The sequence below is a fragment of the Agromyces humi genome (genome assembly GCF_009720255.1).
Classification (GTDB): Bacteria; Actinomycetota; Actinomycetes; order Actinomycetales; family Microbacteriaceae; genus Agromyces; species Agromyces humi.
Map to the genome: position 1 here is coordinate 1 of NZ_WJSP02000792.1, position 532 is coordinate 532.

Annotated in this window: 1 pseudogene; it reads right to left on the reverse strand. The window is 76.7% G+C overall.

What is annotated here, in order from left to right:
* Window positions 1-503, reverse strand: a pseudogene (locus GH736_RS24210) (hypothetical protein); the annotation flags it as partial.
* Window positions 504-532: the final 29 nt, after the last annotated feature.

Genomic DNA, 532 nt, shown 5'->3' on the forward strand with positions numbered 1-532 from the left:
CGGTCGTCGTCGCGGGATCGACCAGCACCCGAGCCCGAGCCGAGGGCGGCCAACAGGTCGTCGACGGGTTCTCCCGTCTGCGGCGGTCGCTGGGGTTCGTCGTCGCGCGCCGACGCGAACGCCGGAAAGGGGGGTCGACGGCTGGCGACCGCCTCGGCACGAAGGCCCGCGGTCTCGGGAATCGGGGTGCCCGCTGCACCGCGCACCTCGATGAACGGGAAGCCGGTGCCACCCGACGGCGTCTGGGAAACGGCGGCGTTCGCCTCGGGGCGAGGGGCGGGCGACTCGGATGCCGCGGCCGAGCGTTCTCCCGCCTGTGCCGGCGGCGCGTCGGGGCTCACGGTCTTCGCCCCACCCGCGAACAGCGCGCTGAAGGGGTCGACGGTCTCGGCCGCGAAGGCCGTGAACCGCTCCGTCGGCGTCGGATCGACCGCGGCCGTGCCCTCCCCCGTGAGGCCTGATGCGGACGCGGCGGGCGCGGCAGACGCCGCCGGTGGCCCCATCGGCGTCCACGGGGCGGGCGGCGTCGGGG